A 20,750-nucleotide genomic window follows, 5' to 3' on the forward strand; every position below is an offset into this window, starting at 1 on the left:
AGAGTCGTTGGGTTATTTGCCGGAGGTTGAGGAAGTTTCAAGTTCCATAAACTGCACGGCCGTCAGCTGCATCAGCACCTGCGTCGCTTCGGCGTTGGCGTTTTTAAAGACAAAATAGACGTCGTGGATGCCGGTGGTCGGACGCAGGTCGGCGATCAAATTCGGTGTCCGGCGACCCGGGACGCCCCGGTTTCCACCGCCCGGCTGCGGGGGCGCGGCCCGCTTCAGTTCGGGCGTCGTGCCTACCAGCGGCCCGGTCGGCGAGTCCAGATGCACCTCGACGGTGCCGCCGGCGGCTTTCATCCGGGCCGGAGCCTGGGCAAAAAAGCCGACCCGGCCGAGGCCCGTCAGGTCGACGCTTCGATAGCCGATGTACGAATCCGACCCGACGGCGTAGAACGACTTGCCCTGCGCGGTCGTGAATTCGGTGCCTTTCTGCATATCGGCTTTTTCGGGGGCCAGTACCGGGCTGCGCAGCACCAGCACCTTCTCGCCGGTGAGCGTCGGGATGAGCCGGGTGCCCTTGTCGGCATAAGCCGCCCGGAGGATGTAATAACCCCGGTCGCTCTGGCCTTCAGGGACGTTGGTCGTAAACGAGCCTTTGACCGGCAGCGATTTGGCCGTGGGTTTGTCTTCGGCAAAACTCAGGATGTAGGCCACCATTTCGCCGGCGTTTTCCAGCGAAAGCTGCGGGTGGGCGCTCATGGCGATGTCGCCCCAGACGCCACTGCCGCCGGAGATCACCTTCCGGGCCAGCCGGTCGGCGGCCGTGCGGTCACCCCGGTATTTCTGCGCGATCTGTTTATAGGCCGGTCCGGCGGATTTCTGGTCGACGGTATGGCAGGATTTGCAGTCGCTTTCGTGGATCAGCTTCTGGGCGGTGGCGAACCGGGCCGAGGCATCGGCACCCCGCTGTCCGCTGGCCAGATTCGTCAGGTCAAAGGTTTCGGGCAGGTAGTCGATGGTGACGGCAACCTGGGCGGGTGCGATCTTGCCGGCGGCCAGACTGCCGTCCTCCCGGTCGTTGACCGAAACCGCGTAATTGAAAGTTTGTCCCGGGAAAAAGAAGGTCTTATTGCCCTTCGTAACGGCGAAGTCGACCACCGGCGGCTCGTTGCCCGCCTTGATTTCCAGCGATTTGCTGTTTCTGGCGCCTTTCGCGTCGGTGACGGTGAGCGTGGCGGTATAGAGGCCCGGTTTATCGAAAGGTACCGTCGGATTGGCCGTCGTGAAGGTGCGGGCGGTTCCGCCGGCTTTCGGGCTGATCTTCCATTCGTAACTCAGATTGTCCTGGTCGAGGTCGGTCGATCCGGCAGACGAGAAGGTTACCCTGAACGGAACGGCTCCGGCGGTCTTGTCGGCTTTGAGCTGCACGAGGGGTTTGCGGTTGCCGCCGTTGTATTCGATCCGGACCAGTTTGGCGTTGTCGTTGCCCCGGAACCAGGCGCTGCCGTATTCCAGCAGGTAGAGGTCGCCGTTGGCGCTGAACTTCATGTCGATAGGGCTGTCGAAACGTTCGGTGGGCAGAAACCGCTCCATCGAGACGAAGTTACTCTGTTCGTCCATCGTCACGACCATGATCCAGCCCCGCATGAATTCGGTGATGAACCACTTGCCCTCGTAATAATCCGGAAAAAGCCGGTCGGCCTTTTTGAAGTCGGCTTGGTGGAAGATCGGCCCGCCCACGGCGCTCCGGCCCCCGCTGCCCATCAGCGGATACTCCTTCGTCGGGCCGTAGGAATACCAGATGAAGGCTTTCCGCGACGGCGGCAGTTCGGTCAGGCCGGTGTTGTTGGGCGAGTCGTTGACCGGCTTTTCGGGGTCGAAGCGCCGGCCGGTCGGTTTGCCGGTCTGGTAGCTGTAGTCCCAGTAGGCGGCATTGTTGCCCACGACGTAAGGCCAGCCGAAATTGCCCGGTTCGCGGGCCTGGTTGAACTCGTCGTAGCCGTCGGGGCCGAGGCCGACCGAATCGCGCATGTCGGGGCCGACTTCCCCCCAGTACAGATAGCCGGTGCGGCTGTCGCGGGAAAGCCGCCAGGGATTGCGCAGGCCCATGACGTAGATTTCCGGGCGGGTTTTGGGCGTTCCTTTGGGGAACAGATTGCCGTCGGGAATGGTGTAGGTGCCGTCGGCTTCGGGATGGATGCGGAGCAGCTTGCCGCGCAGGTCGTTCGTGTTGGACGACGATTTCTGGGCATCCCAGGCTTCGCGGCCCGGACGCTCGTCGATGGGCGCAAAGCCGCTGACGAAGGGCACGAAGGGGCTGGAGTTGTCGCCGGTCAGGAGGTGCAGGTTGCCCCGGTCGTCGAAAACCATGCCGCCCCCGGTATGGCAGCATTCCTCACGCTGGGTCGGAATCTCCAGAATCACCTTCCGCGAAGCCATCACCAGCTCGTCGCCCCGCAGTTCGTAGCGGGCCACCACGTTTTTAGGCTCCTTTCCCTCGGCCGAGTAGTAAAGATAAATCCAGTGGTTCTCGGCAAACTTCGGGTCCTGGACAATCCCGAGCAGACCGTCTTCGGCCTCGCGGGTTTTGCCTTCTTTATTAGTGTATTTCGTGCTGACCGGGATGGTGGCGATAACTTTCGTCTCCCCGGTGGCGGGGTCATACCGCTGAATGGTTCCTTTCCGCTCGATGAACAGTACGCGGCCGTCGTCGAGCGGGAGCAGGGCCATCGGCTCGTCGAGTTTCTCGGCCAGAACGACTTTCGTGAACCGGTTTTCCTCGGGTTTTTCGGCCGGCGGCCGCACGTATTTCATGGACGACAGCCCCCAGATGGCCGCCAGAATCAGGGAAAGCCGGAAACCGGCCGCAAGCGGCTTCCCGGACGTCAAGGGTTTAGGCATAGGATCGAACCGTCGTAAGACGGACTGAAAAGTATTTACAAGGTACCATTTTACTTTTAGTTATTAAAATATTTAATTATATGCCGGAATCGGATTTTCTCCGAATAAAATTTTCCGAAATAAAAAGAGTATGAACGGCCGGTTCGGGCATCCTTCGGTTTTCCGGATCGGTAAGAACCCTGACCCCTTAATCCTGACCCTGATGACCCGGATGGAAACCCTGAAAAGTGCCCGTGCCGGTACGGTGTCGACTACGCCCGCGCGGGTGGTCGCCATCGACCTGGTGCGGGCCCTGACGATGGTCCTGATGATCTTCGTCAACGACCTCTGGTCGCTGAAAGACATTCCCCGCTGGCTGGAGCACGTCCCCCGCGGGGTCGACGGCATCGGTCTGGCCGACGTGGTGTTTCCGGCCTTTCTGTTCATCGTCGGCCTGTCGCTGCCCTACGCGCTCGACGCCCGGCGCCGGAAAGGCGATACGGCCGGCCAACTGGTCGGCCACGTCCTCACGCGCTCGGTCGCGCTGCTGGTGATGGGCGTGTTTCTGGTCAACGGCGAATCGATCAATGAAGCCGCCACCGGGATGCCCCGGCTGCTGTACAACACCCTATGCTGCATCGCCTTCATCCTGATCTGGAACGTGTACCCGAAAACCGCCCCCGCCCTGATGGCGAATGCCGCCCGGGCGGCTGGGATTCTGGTGCTGCTCGGGCTGGCGTTCGTCTACCGGGGCGGAAAGGACGGCGACCTCGAACGCTTCGCTCCGCAGTGGTGGGGCATTCTGGGGCTGATCGGCTGGTCGTATCTGGCGGCCGGGCTGGTGACGGTCTTCGCCCGAAACCGCCTGGCGATCCTGATTGCGGGCTGGGTAGTGTTCAGCCTGCTGAGCATCATATCGCACGCGGAGCTGCTGCCGAAAGGCAGTGTATTCTATCTGATTCCCAACGCCATCAGCGGAGGCACGCTGGCGGGCCTGACGATGGGCGGGGTGGTGATCGGCACGCTGTTCCGGATGTACCGCGAGCGGAACGACCACCGCCGGATGGCGTTTGTTTTTCTGGGCATATCGGTCTTCCTGATTGCGCTGTCGGTGCTGACCCGGCCTTACTGGGGGCTGGCGAAGCTGGGCGCGACCCCGGCCTGGCTGTTCCTGTGCAGCGCCTTCACGATCCTGGCCTTTCTGGCGGTCTACCGGCTGGCCGATCTGGGCGGGAAGGCCCACTGGTTCCGGTTCATCCGGCCCGCGGGAACCGACACGCTGCTGTGTTACCTGATCCCGTATTTCGCCTATGCCTTTACCAATTTCATGAATATCCGTTTACCCGAAGCCGTGCTGACGGGGGGCGTCGGCCTGCTCAAGTCCTTCCTGTTTGCGCTGCTGTGCGTCTGGATCACGGGCGGGCTGAGCCGGGTCGGGATTCGGCTGAAGCTGTAAACCGGTCCCGGGCGGTAAACCCTTAACTAAACCCTTTCGTTGTGAAGAAGCTTTATTTCCTGGTTCTCTCCCTGCTTTGCTGCGCGACCCTGGCGCCGGCGCAGGAGAACAACATCGTGATCAAGGGCGGCCACGTCATCGATCCCAGAAACAACATCAACGCCGTCATGGACGTCGCGATTCGGGACGGGAAGATCGTGCAGGTCGCCAAAAACATCGACACCAAAGGCGCCATTCAGGTGGTCGATGCTAAAGGGATGTACGTCACGCCCGGCCTGATCGACATTCACACGCACGTCTTTTTCGGGACCAACCTCGACCAGACCTACAGCAACGGCCCCAACGCCCTGCCGCCCGACGGCTTCACCTTCCGCAACGGCGTAACGACCATCGTCGACGCGGGCTGCGCGGGCTGGCGGAATTTCGAGGTCTTCAAGAAGCAGACCATCGACCGGTCGCAGACCCGCGTGCTGGCCCTGCTGAACATCGTGGGCGAGGGGATGCGGGGCGGTACCTTCGAGCAGAACATCGCCGACATGGACCCGCAGAAAACCGCCGAGATGGCGAAGCAGTACCCCGACCACGTCGTCGGCATCAAGCTGGCGCACTTCAACGGCTACGACTGGACGCCCACCGACCGGGCCGTGGAAGCCGGGAAACTGGCCGGGCGGCCCGTCATGATCGACTTCGGAGGCAGCAACCCGCCCCTGCCCATCGAGGAACTGTACATGAAGCACCTGCGTCCCGGTGACATCTATACGCACTGCTTCGGGCAGCTCAAGACCCGCGAGGCCATCGTCGACGTGGAGACCGGCAAGGTGAAACCGTTCGTGCTGGAGGCCCGGAAAAAAGGCATTCTGTTCGACGTGGGCTACGGCGGTATCAGCTTTGCTTTCTCTCAGGCCATCCCGGCCATCAAAAGCGGCTTTTTCCCGAATACGATCAGCACCGACATTCATACCGGCAGCATGAACAACGCCATGAAGGACATGCTCAACGTGATGTCGAAGTTTCTGGCGATGGGCATGGACCTCCAGAGCGTCATCCGGGCCAGCACCTGGGCGCCCGCGCAGGCCATCCGGCGGGAAGAACTCGGCAGCCTCTCGGTCGGGGCGCCGGCCGACGTGGCGATCCTGAGCCTGCTCGACGGCAAGTTCAACGTACGGGAAACCGGTTATTTCGGCTTCTTCGACTACACGGGCTATAAAATCGAAGGCAAACAGAAATTCAACTGCGAGATGACCATCCGCAACGGCAAGATCGTCTACGACCTCAACGGCATCGCCAACCCCGTGATCGTCACCCAGCGGCCCCGGTCCTGAATTTTGCGTCACTCAAAACCATTCAATCCCAGATTTCTCCTTTCATGCATCGCACGATTCTTCATTCGCTTACCCTGCCCCGGCTTTTCCCGGCCGCCCTGGGTCTGGTCATTCTGGCCGGCAGTGCGGCTTTCCGCGAAAACCCGGCCGAAGACCTTTATAAATCTACAGTCTTTACCCCGGCCAAAGGCTTTACCTCCGGCGTCGAAGGACCGGCCGTCGATCCGTCGGGAACGGTGTATGCCGTCAATTTCGGCAAGCAGGGCACCATTGGGCAGATTACCCCTTCGGGGGAGGCCAGTCTGTTCGTCGAACTGCCCGAAGGCAGCATCGGCAACGGCATCCGGTTCAACCGCCGGGGCGATATGTTTATCGCCGATTACCCGAAACACAATATTCTGAAGGTGGCCAAAGGCTCGAAGGAGGTGACGGTATTCGCCAGCGAACCCCGCATGAACCAGCCCAACGACATCGCCATCGACGGCCGGGGGCGGCTGTATGCCAGCGATCCCAACTGGAAGGAGAATACCGGCAACCTCTGGCGCATCGACACCGACGGCAGGGTAACGCAGCTCGAATCCGGCATGGGCACGACCAACGGCATCGAGGTCAGCCCGGACGAGAAAACGCTCTACGTCAACGAGTCGGCACAGCGGAAGGTCTGGAAATATGACCTGGCGCCCGACGGCAGCCTGAGCAACAAACGCCTGCTGACCGAGTTTCCGGATTTCGGCATGGACGGCATGCGCTGCGACGTCGACGGCAACCTGTACGTCACTCGTTTCGGCAAAGGGACCGTCGCGAAGCTGTCGCCGGACGGCAAGGTGCTTCAGGAAATTACGCTGATCGGCAAGCGGCCGACCAACATCGCCTTCGGGGGCAAGGACGGCCGGACGGCCTACGTAACCCTCCAGGACCAGGGCAACCTGGAAACCTTCCGGGTCGAACAACCCGGCCGGGAGTGGAAACTGCGGAAGTAAGGCGGCTATTGCCTCGACTTAACTTTTTTTAACGGACAGCTGAAGATCGAAGAAGGCGCGGAGCAATTACCTTTAGGCCAGGGTATTGTCTTCGTGCCCTTTTCATTTTTATGCTTCAGAACTACCTTCGCATCGCCTGGCGGAATCTGCGGTCGCAGCGCAGCTACGCCCTGCTGAACGTCGTCGGGCTGGCGCTCGGCATGGCGGGCGGCCTGCTCATCTTTCTGTTCGTTCGCTACCACTACCGCACCGACCGCCACCACGCGAAATTCGACCGCATCGTCCGGATCGTGACGGACCTGCACCTCGACGACGGCACCGTCGAATACAACCCGGAAGCCCCGCTGCCGATGGCCGGGGTGTTACGGAAAGACTACCCGATGGTGGAGGAAGCCGCCTTTCTGACCATGAACCGGGAGCTGACCGTCAGCGTGCGGGCGCCGGGCCGGAAAGACACCGACCGGTTTCTGGAACGGGAAACCACCGCCCTCGTGGAGCCGTCGTTCTTCCGGATGTTCGATTACGAATGGAAAGCCGGCCGCCCCGAAACCGCCCTCACCGAGCCGAACACCGTCGTGCTGACCGAGTCGATGGCCCGGAAATATTTCGGATCGGCCAACCCGCTCGGGCGGCTCCTGAGCCTGAACCACCGCACCGAGGTGAAGGTAACCGGCCTCCTGGCCGACCCCGCCCATCCGACCGACACCCGCTTCGGAATATTCATTTCGCTGAAAACCATCAAGGCGCTCCGGCCCGACTTCAACCCCGACGACTGGGGTTGGATCAACTCCACGGATCGCCTGTACGTCACCCTGCGCAACCCGGCCGACCGGCCGAGGCTCGAAGCGGCCATGCCGGCACTGGCGAAAAAAGGGTACGGCGAAAGCGCCAGATACTACCGGTTTCACGTCCAGCCGCTGGCCGATATTCATTACGACCTGCGTTATAAGGGCGGGGTGATCCGGGCGTCGCTGCTGGGGTCGCTGGCGCTGATCGGGCTGTTTCTGGTCGTGACGGCCTGCATCAACTTCGTCAATCTGGCGACGGTGCAGGCGTTCCGGAGGAGCCGGGAGGTCGGCATCCGCAAGGCGCTGGGTAGTTCGCGGGGGCAACTGGCGCGGCAGTTCCTGCTCGAAACCGGCCTGATTGTGCTGGGAGCCGCGGGGCTGGCCGTCGGACTGGCGGCCGTGCTGCTGCCGTTCTTCAGCAACTGGGTGCAGGTACCGCTGAGCCTGCGGCCGGACGGCACGCTGGTCGGGTTTATGCTGGGACTGATCGGGGCGGTAATTCTGCTGGCAGGCGGCTATCCGGCTTTCGTGCTGTCGGGCTTCAATCCCTACGAAAGCCTGCGCGGGAAGCTCACGGCGATGCGCGTGGGCGGTTATTCCCTGCGGCAGGGGCTGGTGGTGCTGCAATTCGTGGTCTGTCAGGCCCTGCTGGTCGGGTCGCTGGTGGTGATGCGGCAGGTGCGGTATATGGAGGAGGCCGACCTGGGTTTTCGGAAAGACAACGTTCTGATCCTCAGCCTGCCCGATAAAAAGAAGGAGCTCCTGGGGACGTTCCGGAACGAGCTGGCGCAGGTGCCGGAGGTGCTGTCGGTCAGCTTTCACCACCGCCCGCCCTCCGATGCCGTCATGCACGGCGGCTCGTTCAAGTTCGGCGACAAGGCCGATTGGTCGCCTTTTCCGGCCCGGGAGCGGCTGGCCGATGCCGCCTACGTCCCGACCTACGGCCTGAAGCTTCTGGCGGGCCGCAACCTCACCGAAAGCGATACCATCCGGGAATATCTGGTCAATGAGGAAATGGTGCGGCAACTCAACCTGACCGATCCGAAACAGATTCTCGGCCGCCGGCTGCAATATTACCTTTCGCCCGTGCCGCTGCCGATCGTGGGCGTCGTCCGCGATTTCCACATCAAGTCCCTGCGCGACGCCATCGACCCGACCGTCATCGCCTGCCACCGACCGATGTATGCCCAGGCCGGCATCCGCGTAACGGGCCATCACCTTCCGCAGACGCTCGACCGCATCCGGGGCATCTGGGCCGGCCTGTACCCGGAGGACGTGTTTGAATACCGCTTTCTGGACGACCAGCTGGCGAAGTTCTATGAGGCCGAGGATACCCTGTCGCGGATCATCAACGCTTTTGCGCTCGTGGCGATGGTCATCTGCGGGCTGGGGCTGTACGGGCTGGTGTCGTTCGTGGTGGGCCAGCGCACGAAGGAGATCGGCATCCGCAAGGTGCTGGGGGCCACGGTGGCCGGGATCGTCGCCCTGCTGACGAAAGACTTCGTGAAACTGGTGCTGGTGGCGATTGCGGTGGCCTCTCCGGCGGCCTGGTACGTGATGGACCAGTGGCTTCAGGAGTTCACGTTCCGAATCTCCATCGGCTGGTGGGTGTTCGCCCTGGCCGGAGCCGTGGCCCTCGCCCTGGCCCTGCTGACGGTTTCCTGGCAGTCGGTCCGGGCGGCCACGGCCAATCCGGTGAAATCGCTTCGCAGCGAGTGAGACCACCCCCCGACCCCCTCCTTACCAGGGAGGGGGTGAGAACCCCGCATGACAAAAAAAGCCCCCTCCTTAGTAAGGAGGGGGTTGGGGGTGGTCAATTTACTGCCGGTTATCTCCGCCTTCCTTCACGTCGTCATTGTTGACCGACTTCTTCTTGCGGGCGGGCTGCTGGAAACTCATCTTGCCGATCTTGTAGTTGAAGGTGATCTTGAAGCTGCGGTTCAGCAGGCGCATCGAACTGGTCTGCGTGAAGAGCGGGGAGGTCGATTCGGTGCGGATCGTGACGCCGTTGCCGATGAAGTTCTCGGCCGCGAAACCGACGCTGCCCTTCTTGTTCGGCAGGTCCTTGCGGACGCCCAGCGAGTACATCCGGAAACCGCCCTGCTTGCCCTGAAGCTGAATCTGCGGGCTGCGGCCGAAACCGAAACCCTGGAGACCCCAGCCGCTGCCGAGCTGCACCTGCGTCATCAGGCGGCCGCCGATCGTGAATCCGGAGTTGGTTACCGGAGTGGAGGTGCCGTCGAGGCCGGTGGTCATGCCCTGGAGGTGAGCGTAGAAACCGTCGAAGCCACCGCTGACGCTCCATTTCGGCGTGATGGCGATGTTCCCGAAAAAGTTCATGCCCAGCGCCTGCTCTTTCCCGATGTTCTGGAAAGTGGTGAAGATGGCGCCCACCAGGGTATCCACCGGCTGCCGGATCTGCGTGATGGCGTTGGCCGTCTGCCGCCCGAAAACCGCCACGTTCAGATAGGTTTTTTTGATGTTGGTGCTCAGGCCCAGCTCGACGTTGTCGGTCAGTTCCGGGCGCAGTACCGGGTTACCCACGGTGATGCTCTGCGGGTTGGCCGCGTTGAAGTTGGGGTTGAGCTGCTGCAGGCCCGGCCGCTGAATCCGGCGGTTATAGGCGATCTTGACGGTCGTTCCGCCCTTCAGTGCCTTCGAGATGTTGACGCTCGGCACCAGGTTCGAATAGGCCGGGATGGCAATCTTGCTGTTCTCGCCGTTGTTGGCTGAAATCGTGGTGTGTTCATACCGGCTGCCGACCTTGAAGGTGAACTTGTTCTTCGTCGTCAGGGTGTAAGACACATAGGTGGCGGCTACGTTCTGGCTGTAATCCAGCAAACCGGAGGGGCGGGTGGCATCTTCCGAGAACGCGGTCGCGGTCGGGTCGGCGATCAGGTAACGGAAGTTACTGTTCACCTGACGGAAAATGCCCTTCCCGCCGAACTCCAGCAGCTGGTTCTTGGTCAGAGGGGTCTGGTAGTCAGTCTGGATCGTAAACTCCTGGTTTTCGTTCAGGTTGATGTTCCGCTGCCGTCCCGTCAGTTCGCCTACGCCGGTCATCAGGTCGGCGTCGAAGTTGTTGGTCAGGTTGTTTTTGCTGAACTGCGCTGAAACGCTCCATTCCTGCTGCGGCTTGAAGGTGTGCAGGTAATCGACGTTGACGTCGACGGAGTTCGAAAGGTCTTTGCTGTTCACATCCCGCAGGGAGGTGGAACTGAGCAGGTTATTGGTATAAAGCTGCGTCATCAGATCCTGATCGCGCCGGAAATTCCGGATGCCGTAGCGGGCGCTGGCGGTCAGCGACTGATTTTTCGAGATGTCGTAATCGAAGCCGAGCGTATACTGCCCGAACAGGCCGTTGTCGAAGGCGTCGGCGTTCTGGCTGGTCCGGATGGTGTTGCCGTTCTGCAGGGTGGTCTGGTTGGTATTCAGCACGGCCTTGTTGTAGAAGGCCCGGCCGAAACCGCCGAGGCTGAAGCCGAGTTTGCCGGCCCGGTAGCTGCCGTTCAGACCGAGGTTGGAGGAGCGCGTTCCCGCACCCCCGTCGAGGTTGAGCGTCAGGCCCTGGAGGGTATTTTTCTTGGTGATGATGTTGATGATCCCGGCCGAGCCTTCCGCGTCGTATTTGGCCGAGGGAGAAGTGATCACCTCCACGGTCTTGATCATGTCGGCCGGTATCTGCTTGAGGGCGTCGGCGACGCTGCTGGCCACGATCGTGGAGGGCTTGTTGTTGATCAGCACCCGCACGTTCTGGCTGCCCCGCAGGCTGACGTTGCCGTCGAGGTCGACGGTCAGCATCGGCACCTTGCGCATGATGTCGGTGGCGTCTCCGCCCTTGGCCGTCAGGTCCTTGTCGGCATTGTAAACCAGCCGGTCCACTTTCTCCTCGATCATGGCGGCCTGGCCGGTCACGGTCACTTCGCTCAGCGTCCGGACGTCGGGCGACAGCACAACCGATCCGAGGTTGAGGTCGGTGCCTTTCTCGATGGTAAGCAGGCGGGATTCCTTGTTCTGGTAGCCCATGAACGAATACTGAAGCCGGTATTCGCCGGGGGCCAGTTTGCTCAGGGTGAATTTTCCTTTATCGTCGGTGGTCGTTCCGTCGATGGGCTTGCGGGTCTGCGGATTCAGCAGGGCCACGGTGGCATATTCGACGGGTTTTTTCGAGGTGGAGTCGATGAGGATACCGGAGATTTTACCGTTCCCGCGCGGCTGGTTGTCGGCCGCCGTGCCGGGGATGGCGGCAGGAGCGGAGGGAGCCGGGGAACCCGCCGGCGGAGCCTGGGCGACGGTCCGGGTGGAAAGACCGACGAGGAGCAAAAAGGAGAAGAATAGATTTCGTGACATGATTGAAGGATGTTCTGCCGAACGGCTTTACAAAACAACCTTTAAAAGTAGAGGACGGAAAACGGAATAGACTATGACAGGGAGAATGCCGACGAGTCCCGCTTTTTTACCGACCAAACCGTATTCTCAAAATTGAAAGATTCCGGGAGAGATTTTGTTTTAATTGTATTTATTGAGGTAAAAATTGAATTTTTGTCTTTAAGTAAAGTTCGGAGGCATCAACGGGATATAGTATTTCCCCAATGAATCCGACTTTGAAATACGACATGAATAAAACTGGAAAAGTCTGGGCCGGCCTCCTGCTTTTGCTGACCGGCTCCCTGACGGCCCCCGCCCAGCCGGGCCAGGCCCAGCCGGCGACCCCGGCCGTTCAGTGGGTCGAAACGGCGCCGGGCGTCTGGAAAGGATCGGTCGGGAAGCCGGAAGCCTATGACCTGCTGACGGCCTCCGGCGCGCAGCCCAACACGGCGGCCCTCGACAGGCTGGGCAAAACCGCCTTCCCGCTGGCTCCCGAAACGATCGCGGCCCGCATCGTCGGCGGCAGGACCTACCTGCGGTTTCCGCTCGAACGGGGTGAGCAGCTCTACGGCTTCGGGCTGAACTTCCAGAGTGTGCACCAGCGCGGGAAAGTGCTGCAGCTCCATATGGACCACTACGCCAACCGGGACAACGGCCGGACCCACGCGCCCACGCCCTTTTACGTGTCGTCGCAAGGCTACGGCGTCTTTGTCAACACGGCCCGCTATGTAACCGTTTATTCGGGAACAGCCGTCCGGCGCGACAGCCGCCACCCCGCCGAATCCAAAGACCGTAACACCGATAAAACCTGGAGCGCCCGCCCGTATTCCGACGCCGTCGAGATGCTTGTGCCTGCGGAAGGAGTCGAAATTTACGTCTTTGCCGGGCCGAAACCGATGGACGTGGTCCGGCGCTACAACCTCTTCAACGGCGGGGGCTGTCTGCCGCCCCGCTGGGGGCTGGGTTTCACCCAGCGCGTCCACCGGCTGTATACGGCGGAGCAGGTGAAACAGGAGGCCGCCGAGTTCGAAACCCGGGGCTATCCGCTCGACTTCATCGGCCTGGAACCCGGCTGGCAGAGCAAATCCTATCCCTGCACGTTCGAGTGGGACAAAACCCGCTTCCCGGACCCGGCCGGTTTCGTGAAGGACCTGCTGAAGAAGGACGTCCGCGTCAACCTCTGGACCAATCCCTACGTCTCGCCCGACGCGTCGATGTTTCCGAAAATTGCTCCGCTGTCCGGGTCGCACACGGTCTGGACGGGGCTGGTGCCGGACCTGACGCTGCCCGAAGCCCAGGCCGTTTATTGGGAGCAGTTTGAGAAAGACCACCTGGCGATCGGCGTCAGCGGCTACAAGATCGACGAGGTGGACGGCAACGACGTCTGGCTCTGGCCGGATGTGGCGACGTTTCCGTCGGGCCTCAGCGCCGAGCAGATGCGCCAGACCTACGGCCTGCTCGTGCAGCGGCAGAGTGCGGACCTGTTCCGGAAACGCAACACCCGGACCTACGGCCTCGTGCGGGCGTCGAACGGGGGCGGCTCGTCGTTTCCGTACGTCATTTACAATGACAATTACAGCCATCAGGATTTTATTACCGGCCTGATCAACAGCGGTTTCATCGGCACACTGTGGACCCCCGAGGTGCGGACCTCGAAAAGCGGGGAGGAATGGCTCCGGCGGTTTCAGTCGGTGTGCTTTTCGCCGATGGCGATGATCAACGCCTGGTCCGAAGGCACGAAGCCCTGGTCGTTTGCCGAGGTGGCCGATCCGGTGCGGGAGGTGGCCCGGCTGCGGATGCGGATGCTGCCCTACTGGTACACCGAATTTGCGCGGTATCATTACGACGGGATTCCGCCGTTCCGGGCGGTCAATCTGGAAGACGGCTTCAATGAAAAGCCGGAGAGCCGGACCGTGGTCGCGAGCCTGAACGACAACCCATACCAGGAAGCGGTTTCGCAGGAAATCCGGGATCAGTACATGGCCGGTGAATACCTGCTGGTGGCGCCGATGTTTGCGGGGCAGACGTCGCGGAAGGTGATTCTGCCCAAAGGGCGGTGGTACGATTTCTATACGGGCCGGTTTGCGGGTGAGGGCGAGGTGATCACCGTGACGCCGGGGCTGGAGAAAATACCGGTGTTCGTGAAGGACGGGGCGCTGATTCCGTTGATGCCGCCGATGCTCCACGCACCGAAAGCCGGGCAGAAAGTAGACCTGGAAATCCGGCACTACGGGGAAAAACCGGGTGAATACCGGCTCTACGACGATGACGGCGAAACGTTCGATTACGAAAAAGGCCGGTTCAGCTGGCGGACGCTCCGGGCCGAACGTACCCGCGACGGGCGCTGGAGAGGCAGCATTTCCCCGGCGGAAAAAGGAAAACCGAATACCGTCGGCAGCGTAACCTGGACCTTCATGACTCCCTAAGCGCCCCACCGATGCACACCCTCTGGCTTTTTCTGCTCACTTTCCGGCTTTTTTATGTGGCTCTCACTCCGGCCGACGACGTTCGGAAGGAAGTTTCCCAAACGCTGCGCGAACACATCCTGGCCGAAGCCGCCTGGGCGCTTGACCAGAAACCGGTGACGGTCACGGCCGCCGTCAGCCCGCGTTCGGCCGGCGGCCCGCACGATTTTTACTCGGAAGGCGATTACTGGTGGCCCGATTCGACCAACCCGGCGGGGCCGTACGTCCAGCGCGACGGGATGACCAATCCGGACAACTTCGTCGCCCACCGGCAGGCCATGATCCGGTTCAGCCGCATCGTGGGGGCGCTGGCGTCGGCGTATCAGCTGACGGGTTCGGCAAAATACGTGCGGGCGGTTTTCCGGCACCTGGATGCGTGGTTTGTCGACGCCGACACCCGTATGAACCCGTCGCTGAATTACGCGCAGGCCATCCAGGGTCGGGCGACGGGCCGGGGCATCGGCATCATCGACACCATCCACCTGATGGAGGTGGCGCAGGGCGTCCGGGTGATGGAGAAGGCGAGGGCAGCCGACAAGCTGATTCTGGCGGCCACGCGTCACTGGTTCGCCGATTACCTGCACTGGCTGATGACCCATCCGTACGGTAAAGAGGAAATGGAAGCGAAGAACAACCACGGCACCTGCTGGGTGATGCAGGTGGCGGCTTTCGCCCGGCTGACCGGCAATCAGGAGCTGCTGCGGTTCTGCCGCGAACGGTACCGGCTGATTCTGATTCCGGGCCAGATGGCGTCCGACGGCAGTTTTCCGCTCGAACTGCGCCGGACCAAGCCCTACGGCTACTCGCTGTTCAACCTCGACGCGATGGCGATGATCTGCCGGATACTTTCCGACAACACGGACAACCTCTGGACCTGGCAGACGCCCGACGGCCGGGGCATCCGGAAGGGCATCGACTACCTGTATCCCTACGTGGCCGACAAGTCGAAATGGCCGCTGAAGCCCGACGTCATGTACTGGAATGACTGGCCCGTGGCGCACCCTTTCCTGGTGTTCGGGGCGGCCGCCTTCGGGCAGACCGACTGGCTGACCACCTGGAAACGGCTGGATCACGACCCGCAGGTCGAGGAGGTGCTGCGGAACCTGCCGGTCCGGAACCCGCTGATCTGGCTGTAGCGAACGCCGGCCGTCAGATCTTCTCCAGCAGGCTCAGGAATTCCTGTTTTTTGTTGCGCGACACCGGGATGTTCTTGTTGTTTTCCATGATGACCTCCCCGCCGTCGCCCCGGATGTAACGCTGCACGTAGCGCACGTTGATCAGGTAGCCGTGGTGGACGCGGCAGAACCCTTTGGCTTCCAGCACATCCTCCACCTCCTTCAGGGTCTTCGAGATCAGGATTACCTTGCCGTTGGTCAGGAAGAAGCGCGTGTAGCCGCCGTCCGACTCACAGTAGTAAATCTCCTCGCTGTTGATGATCTGGAGCCCTTCGAGCGTCGGCAGGGCGATGCGGTCGCCCATCTTCTGGCGGCTGAGGTACTCGACAAAGCTTTCGATCCGGGCCGACGACCGCGCCGACTGTTCGCGCTCGGCTTTCTGAACGGCCTGCACCAGCTCATCCTTGTCGATGGGTTTCAGGATGTAATCCAGGGCGTTGTGCCGGATGGCCTTGATGGCGTACTCGTTGTAGGCCGTCGTGAAGATGACGTCGAAGCGCGTGAAGCGGCAGGCTTCCAGCAATTCGAAACCGCTCATGCCGGGCATCTCGATGTCGAGAAAAACGATGTCGGGCCGGTGCATCTCGATGGCCTGCAGCCCTTCCGCGCCGTCGACGCAGGAGGCAAGCAGCTGAATCTGGGGGCAATATCGCTGGAGCAGCAGGCTCAGGACGTCGCGGCAATGTTTTTCGTCATCGACGATAATGGCGGTCATGGTTGTTTCAGTTTCATCGTGAACATAACGCAGGTTCCGGCCGGGGCGCCCGAAGGATCGACCAGGTCGGTGACGTCGATGTGGGCGTCGACACCGTAAATTTTATTGACGATCTGGAGCCGCTCGTGGGTGATCCGGCTGCCGTGCGACTTGTGGGCGGTCAGGCCGTTGGTCTGGTAGCGGACGGAAGCTTCCCGGCCGATGCCGTTGTCGGTGATCCGGATCACCAGAAAATCGCCTTCCCGTTCGCAGCAGATTTCCAGCACCGGGGTGCCGACCTTCTGATGGACCAGGCCGTGCCGGATGGCGTTTTCCACGTACGGATGCAGCAGCAGGGGCGGCACGTGAACCATGTCCTGATTCAGCGCCGGATCGACGGTCAGGACCGATTCGAACGGGTTTTCGCAGCGCAGCTGTTCCAGTTCGATATAGATCGACAGGGCTTTCAGTTCATTGCGCAGCGAGACCCACTCCGTCTGCGTATTGACCAGCACCTGCCGCATCAGCCGCGAGAACTTGGTCAGATAGGCCGACGCCTGCTCCACCTCGTTCTGCAAAATAAAGTTATTGATCGAATTCAGGCTGTTGAACACAAAATGCGGATTCATCTGCATCCGCAGGGCCACCAGCTTGGTTTCGGCGATCCGCTTGTTGTTTTCGAGCAGCTGCCGCTCGGTCTGCTGGTAGGCCTGCTCGATCTGGACCCGCCGGATTTTCTGGGCGCAAAGACTGGCGATACTGGTCAGAATGTGCAGATGCCTCGGCCGGAAAAAATCCCGTTCGGGGTGTTCGGCGTCGATGACGCCCAGTACCCGCCCTTCCGACACGATCGGGACCGTAATTTCCGAATACCGGATTTCGTCGTCGACGATGTAGCGCTCGTCCCGGGACGTATCGGCAATGATTTCCGCTACGCCCGTCTTCGCCACCGTCCCCACGATGCCCCGCCCGACCGGAATCTCGATGGGGTGGAAAATCTCGCGGGACTGAATATTTTTGGGGCCATGAGCGGCTTTCTGCACCAGGACGTCGCGCTCCTCCTCCAGCCAGTACACCACGCAGTCGACAAAGTTCAGCCGGGCGATGCAGTTTTTGGCGACATCCCACATGACCTCGTCGATGGTCGTCTGGTCGATCAGGGAAATCGCGAAAAAGTTAATGGCCCGTTCGGTTTCCAGTTCTTCCTCTAACGCCTTTCGCTCCTGGTCTTCCCGTATGTGAACTTCATGCTTACACACATTTAGCTGATTTTAACATGACGAAGTGGTAATGACGACTAAAGTAGACGGAATAATACATTTTTGAAAGGCCCAATGAACAACCGGAGAGTCCGAAGCGGTAACTCGCCGAAAAATCCCGATACTTCGTTTATTTTTGCCGACAGCCGACAGGCGCGGAGTCCATACCCGGCCCGGCGGTTTCGTCTTATTCAGCCCGTAACCTTTTCTGGAATGCGTTTCATCTGCTGGTGGGTTTTCCTGTTGACGGTCAGGTCGGCGGTTGCCGGTCCCGGTCCGACCGAAGCGGGGCCGCCCCCCCGCCCGAACGACTTTTTTTTCCGGAATCTGACTACCCGCAACGGCCTGTCCTACAACCTGGTCAACTGCCTGTTTCAGGACCATGAAGGCTACATCTGGGTCGGCACCTTCAACGGCCTGAACCGCTTCGACGGCACCCGCTTCGTGGTGTTCAAATACGACCGGAACGACCCGCACTCGATTCCGCACAACAACATCCTGGACATCTGTGAAGACCGCAACGGCGACCTCTGGATCGCCACGCCCAACGGAGTCAGCCGGTATGCCAAGTCGGAAAACCGGTTTTTCAATTACCTGCTCGAAGCCAACACCACCGACCCCTTCCGGCACAACGAAGCCGCCAACATTCTCTGCGACCGCCGGGGAACGGTCTGGGTGACGTCGCAGAGCGGTCTCTATGCCTTCGACCCGGCCCGCAACGCCTTCCGCGCCTACCGCCACAACCCGTCCGACCCCCGCACCATCAGCTCGACCTCCATCAATCGGAACAGCCTGGCCGAAGACCCGACCCGGCCCTGGCTCTGGATCGCGACCACCGCCGGCATCAACTGCTTCGACACGGAAAAACAGGTTTTTTACCATTACCGGAACAACCCCGACCAGTTGCCGGTATTCAACCGGCATTACACCGTTCCGCTGGCGTTCGACCGCAAGGGCCGTCTCGTTTATGGGGAATATGAGGACGGAAATCCCGAAAAAGGACGGCTAATGCGGTATTCGCCCCAAAACCGCACCCTCACCGCCAGCGAAGAGGTGGTCCGGCACAATTTCCGAAACTACGGCGCTCTGCTCAGTACCATTGCCGCCGATGCGGATAACAACCTGTGGGTCAGTACGTGGCAGAACATGGTTTACCTGCAGGAAGGAAACACCGGCCGCTGGCGGCCCCTGCGGCACGACGACCGGGACCCGGCCTCGATCAATTCCGACTTTTTCTGGGACCTGCTTCAGGCACGGGACGGCACCGTGTATGTCGGCGGCATGTACGGGCTGGGGGTCTATAACCCGGCCGGCACGTTTTTCAGCGTCTACAAACCCGCCGGGCTGTTCCCCGAACTGGAGCAGCGGTCGAATTTTACCTCGATGCTTCAGGACCGGAACGGCACCCTCTGGATCAGCGACGACGGGGAGGGGCTGTTCGGCTACGATCTGAAAACCGGGCAGTACAGCCACTACAAGGCAGGCGCGACCCCCCAGGAGAAGGCGGCTTTCAACGGCATCAACCGCATGGCCTACATCGACGGGGAAATCTGGATGGCAACGACGCAGGGCCTGCACATCTTCAACCCCGAAACGCGGAAATTCCGGCGGTTTCCGATCCCGGCCCCGAACGAGGCCGTCAACCGGTCGTCGATCAACTGGTGTTACCAGGACCGGCGTAAGAAACTCTGGTTCAGCGTTTCGGCCGAATATCTCATGCAGTATGACCCGGAAACGAAAACCTGCCGGCGGTATAATCCGGACAGCGTCTTCATCGGCCCGACCTATGCCACCAATGCCCGCACCATGGGGGAGGATGCCCACGGCAATCTCTGGTTCGGCACATATTCGGGGCGGCTGTACCGCTACGACCCGCGGCAGGACCGCATCACCTCCCACATCCCGGACCCGGCCCAGCGGCCCCGGGTGCTGCAGCAGCCCGTCAACGATCTGTACGTCGATCCGAAGGGCATGGTCTGGCTGGCGACGGAAGGCGGGGGGCTGGTCAAATACGATCCGGCCCGCAACCGCTTCAAGTCCTGGATGGAAACCGACGGGCTGCTGATGGACGTCTGCCGCAGCCTCGTAGCCGACGCACAGGGCAACATCTGGGTCGGCACCTACGAAGGATTTACCGTTTTCAACCCGGTCAACGAGAAGATCGAAAATCCGAAGATCGACTATGGACAGCTGGAGAACAATTTTTATTCGCGCGGGAAATGCCTGCTGCAGAACGGGCACCTGGCCTACGTGAGCGGCAACCGGTTCATCATCATCGACCCCACCCGCGTCGGCCATCGGACTCAGAAACTCCAGCCCATCATCAGCGGTATTTCGGTGTTCGAGAAAGCCCGTCCGCTGTACGAGAGCATCCGGCGGATCGCTCTTTCGTACCGGGAGAACTTCTTCACCCTTGATTTTTCGACGCTGAAGGTGCCGCAGGAAACGGCCGTAGAGTATTCTTACCGGCTCGTCGGCTACGATCCGGGCTGGGTGCTCAGCAACGGGCGGACGTTTGCCGCCTATACCGGCGTCAGCGGGGGGCAATATCGCTTCGAGGTACGGGCGCGGTATAAGGACGGCGACTGGAGCCGGGCCGCCATGCTGCCGATTTACATTCAGCCGCCGTTCTGGGAGGCCTGGTGGTTCCAGCTGTCGGCGGTGCTGTTCGCGCTGGGGCTGATCGTCTATGCGGCCAAAAGCCGGGAACGGCGGCTGCTGGAAGAGCAGCAGGAAAAAAGTGAGATCCGGGAGCGTATCGCCACCTCGGAGATGCAGGCCCTGCGGGCCCAGATGAACCCGCATTTTCTGTATAACTCCCTGAACGCCATCCGGCTGTTCGTGCTTCAGAACGACGTCGACAATGCTGAGCGGTTTCTGGTGAAGTTCTCCCGGCTGATGCGCCTGATCCTGAACAACTCCCGGCAGGAGTGGGTCAGCCTGAGCAACGAACTGGAACTGCTCCAGCTGTACCTCGAACTGGAGCAGCTCCGCTTCGACCACAAATTCGATTTCCGGCTCTGCACCGACCCGGCGCTCGACCGGGAGAAAACCGTCATTCCGTCGATGATTCTCCAGCCCTTCATCGAAAACGCCATTCTGCACGGTCTGGCGCACCGCACCGGCCGGGGTCGCATCGAGGTCGGCATCCGGCCCGACGGCGATCAGCTGGAATGCACCGTCGAGGACGACGGCGTCGGGCGCCGGAGAGCCGCCGAACTCCGGAGCCGCAGCCTGCCGTCGCACCGGAGCGTCGGGGTGCAGGTGACCGAAGAACGGCTTCAGCTCATCAGCCGGCGCCAGGGTCGCCCCGCCGGGGTCGAAATCACCGACAAGGTCGGACCCGACGGTGAACCGGCCGGCACGAAGGTTGTCATCCGGCTGCCGCTTATGGTGCAATAAAAAGACCTCCCCGCT

The 20,750-nt window shown here is 61.2% G+C and carries 11 protein-coding genes; 7 read left to right on the plus strand and 4 right to left on the minus strand.

What is annotated here, in order from left to right; translation table 11 throughout:
• Positions 1–12: 12 nt before the first annotated feature.
• On the minus strand, positions 13–2,847 hold the full coding sequence (locus DX909_RS16980) for a PQQ-dependent sugar dehydrogenase (RefSeq protein WP_229311080.1): 2,835 nt from the start codon (positions 2,845–2,847) through the stop codon (positions 13–15).
• 130 nt (positions 2,848–2,977) lie between these two features.
• Here DX909_RS16980 and DX909_RS16985 point away from each other — a divergent pair, with 130 nt between their 5' ends.
• The 4 genes from DX909_RS16985 (at position 2,978) to DX909_RS17000 (ending at position 9,091) form a co-directional block, all read left to right on the plus strand.
• Positions 2,978–4,282 carry a heparan-alpha-glucosaminide N-acetyltransferase domain-containing protein gene (locus DX909_RS16985; protein WP_229311081.1) on the plus strand — a complete coding sequence of 435 codons (1,305 nt, stop codon included), beginning with the start codon at positions 2,978–2,980 and terminating at the stop codon, positions 4,280–4,282.
• 41 nt (positions 4,283–4,323) lie between these two features.
• On the plus strand, positions 4,324–5,604 hold the full coding sequence (locus tag DX909_RS16990; protein ID WP_128546387.1) for an amidohydrolase/deacetylase family metallohydrolase: 1,281 nt from the start codon (positions 4,324–4,326) through the stop codon (positions 5,602–5,604).
• Positions 5,605–5,648: 44 nt separating this feature from the next.
• Positions 5,649–6,584 (plus strand): SMP-30/gluconolactonase/LRE family protein, encoded by a 936-nt coding sequence (locus DX909_RS16995; protein WP_128546388.1) that lies wholly within the window; start codon positions 5,649–5,651, stop codon positions 6,582–6,584.
• A 110-nt stretch (positions 6,585–6,694) separates the two neighbouring features.
• A complete protein-coding gene (locus tag DX909_RS17000; RefSeq protein WP_128546389.1) occupies positions 6,695–9,091 on the plus strand; it encodes an ABC transporter permease in 2,397 nt (798 codons plus the stop codon).
• Positions 9,092–9,190: 99 nt separating this feature from the next.
• Here the strand turns inward: DX909_RS17000 and DX909_RS17005 are convergent, their stop codons facing one another.
• Positions 9,191–11,722 (minus strand): TonB-dependent receptor, encoded by a 2,532-nt coding sequence (locus DX909_RS17005; RefSeq protein ID WP_128546390.1) that lies wholly within the window; start codon positions 11,720–11,722, stop codon positions 9,191–9,193.
• 266 nt (positions 11,723–11,988) lie between these two features.
• Here DX909_RS17005 and DX909_RS17010 point away from each other — a divergent pair, with 266 nt between their 5' ends.
• Positions 11,989–14,166: a glycoside hydrolase family 31 protein gene (locus DX909_RS17010; protein WP_128546391.1), complete on the plus strand. Its 2,178-nt coding sequence runs from the start codon at positions 11,989–11,991 to the stop codon at positions 14,164–14,166.
• 11 nt (positions 14,167–14,177) lie between these two features.
• Positions 14,178–15,341, plus strand: a complete 1,164-nt coding sequence (locus DX909_RS17015; RefSeq protein ID WP_128546392.1) for an alginate lyase family protein — start codon at positions 14,178–14,180, stop codon at positions 15,339–15,341.
• A 13-nt stretch (positions 15,342–15,354) separates the two neighbouring features.
• On the opposite strand, the gene DX909_RS17020 is transcribed toward DX909_RS17015, so the two are convergent.
• Positions 15,355–16,095, minus strand: a complete 741-nt coding sequence (locus DX909_RS17020) for a LytR/AlgR family response regulator transcription factor (protein WP_128546393.1) — start codon at positions 16,093–16,095, stop codon at positions 15,355–15,357.
• Entirely contained in the window at positions 16,092–17,333 is a 1,242-nt protein-coding gene (locus tag DX909_RS17025) for a histidine kinase (protein ID WP_128546394.1), read from the minus strand. Before DX909_RS17025 ends, DX909_RS17020 begins: the two co-directional genes overlap by 4 nt.
• Positions 17,334–17,546: 213 nt before the next feature.
• On the opposite strand from DX909_RS17025, the gene DX909_RS17030 reads away from it, so the two are divergent.
• Positions 17,547–20,735 (plus strand): two-component regulator propeller domain-containing protein, encoded by a 3,189-nt coding sequence (locus DX909_RS17030; protein ID WP_164851317.1) that lies wholly within the window; start codon positions 17,547–17,549, stop codon positions 20,733–20,735.
• Positions 20,736–20,750 lie beyond the last annotated feature (15 nt).

This window comes from Larkinella soli (genome assembly GCF_003703975.1).
GTDB lineage: Bacteria > Bacteroidota > Bacteroidia > Cytophagales > Spirosomataceae > Larkinella > Larkinella soli.

Coding starts and splice junctions, on each gene's coding strand:
- DX909_RS17005 (WP_128546390.1), bottom strand. CDS start 11,722: ATGTCACGAAATCTATTCTTCTCCTTTTTGCTCCTCGTCGGTCTTTCC.
- DX909_RS16995 (WP_128546388.1), top strand. CDS start 5,649: ATGCATCGCACGATTCTTCATTCGCTTACCCTGCCCCGGCTTTTCCCG.
- DX909_RS17000 (WP_128546389.1), top strand. CDS start 6,695: ATGCTTCAGAACTACCTTCGCATCGCCTGGCGGAATCTGCGGTCGCAG.
- DX909_RS17030 (WP_164851317.1), top strand. CDS start 17,547: ATGCGTTTCATCTGCTGGTGGGTTTTCCTGTTGACGGTCAGGTCGGCG.
- DX909_RS16980 (WP_229311080.1), bottom strand. CDS start 2,847: ATGCCTAAACCCTTGACGTCCGGGAAGCCGCTTGCGGCCGGTTTCCGG.
- DX909_RS17020 (WP_128546393.1), bottom strand. CDS start 16,095: ATGACCGCCATTATCGTCGATGACGAAAAACATTGCCGCGACGTCCTG.
- DX909_RS16985 (WP_229311081.1), top strand. CDS start 2,978: ATGAACGGCCGGTTCGGGCATCCTTCGGTTTTCCGGATCGGTAAGAAC.
- DX909_RS17015 (WP_128546392.1), top strand. CDS start 14,178: ATGCACACCCTCTGGCTTTTTCTGCTCACTTTCCGGCTTTTTTATGTG.
- DX909_RS17010 (WP_128546391.1), top strand. CDS start 11,989: ATGAATAAAACTGGAAAAGTCTGGGCCGGCCTCCTGCTTTTGCTGACC.